The organism is Mesorhizobium sp. M7A.F.Ca.CA.002.15.2.1, from assembly GCF_003998715.1.
GTDB lineage: Bacteria > Pseudomonadota > Alphaproteobacteria > Rhizobiales > Rhizobiaceae > Mesorhizobium > Mesorhizobium ciceri.
The window spans coordinates 1-933 of the sequence record NZ_RZPI01001116.1; the positions used below are offsets into that span (position 1 = coordinate 1).

At 61.1% G+C, this 933-nt stretch carries 1 protein-coding gene and 1 pseudogene; both read right to left on the reverse strand.

Going from position 1 to position 933, the window contains the following annotated elements:
- Positions 1 to 409: pseudogene (locus tag ENZ74_RS33030) on the reverse strand (protein translocase subunit SecDF); the annotation flags it as partial.
- A gap of 51 nt (positions 410 to 460) precedes the next feature.
- Entirely contained in the window at positions 461 to 799 is a 339-nt protein-coding gene (gene yajC, locus ENZ74_RS33035; protein ID WP_013531305.1) for a preprotein translocase subunit YajC, read from the reverse strand.
- Positions 800 to 933: the final 134 nt, after the last annotated feature.

A 933-nucleotide genomic window follows, 5' to 3' on the forward strand; every position in this document is an offset into this window, starting at 1 on the left:
TCTTTTCCTGCACGGAACCGCCGGTGAACAGGCCGGCGGCGACCGGATCGGTCAGCGTCTTCAGCGCCGTCTTGGCGGCATCGATCTGGGCGGGATCGGTAATGCGAACCTGCAGGGTCCGCCCCGTGCCGGCAAGGCCGGTATAGCCAATCTTGGCGTCGCGCAGCAGCGTGCGGATTTCGTCGCGCGTCGTCTCCAGCCGGTCCTTGATCAGATCGTTCTGGTTCATTTCCAGCAAGATGTGCGAACCACCCTGCAGGTCGAGGCCGAGCGTCATCTGCCGCTTCGGCACCCAGTTGGGCAGTTGCGCCAGCGTGCTGGCGGAGAACAGGTTGGGCGCGGCGAGGATCACCGTGATGGCCACGGCCACCCAGATCAGGATCATCTTGAAGCGCGAGAAATACAACATATGGCGTCGTCCGTCAGAGCGTGTCCGCGGATCGCTCCGCCTAAAATTGGATTATTTCTTGGCGTTCTGGTTGGCCACCGGCTCGCCCTTGACGCGCACATCGGCGATCGTCGAGCGCAGCGCCGTCACCTTCAAGCCATTGCCGAGGTCGACCTCGAGCTCGTTGTCGTCGATCACCTTGGTCACCTTGCCGACGAAGCCGCCGCCGGTGACGACCGTGTCGCCGCGACGGACCGCGGCCAGCATCTCGCCACGCTTCTTCAGCTGCGTGCGCTGCGGCCGGATGATCAGAAAATACATGATCACGAAAATCAGGACAAACGGCAAAATGCTGATGAACATGTCGGGAGAAGCGCCGACGCCTTGGGCGTATGCCGGTGTCACGAACATCGAGGTACTCCTGAATTTTGAAAACAGCCGCCAATCTGGCGGCCCCTTGAAATTTGGCCGGAATATAGTCGGTAAAGTTGTCAATGCAACTGCGCGGCCGGCCAAATCGGCTGCTTTTCCGGCCTGTTGAGCCG

Bases quoted from the DNA above. Each gene is read 5' to 3' on its own strand.
- yajC (WP_013531305.1), bottom strand. From the start codon at position 799: ATGTTCGTGACACCGGCATACGCCCAAGGCGTCGGCGCTTCTCCCGAC.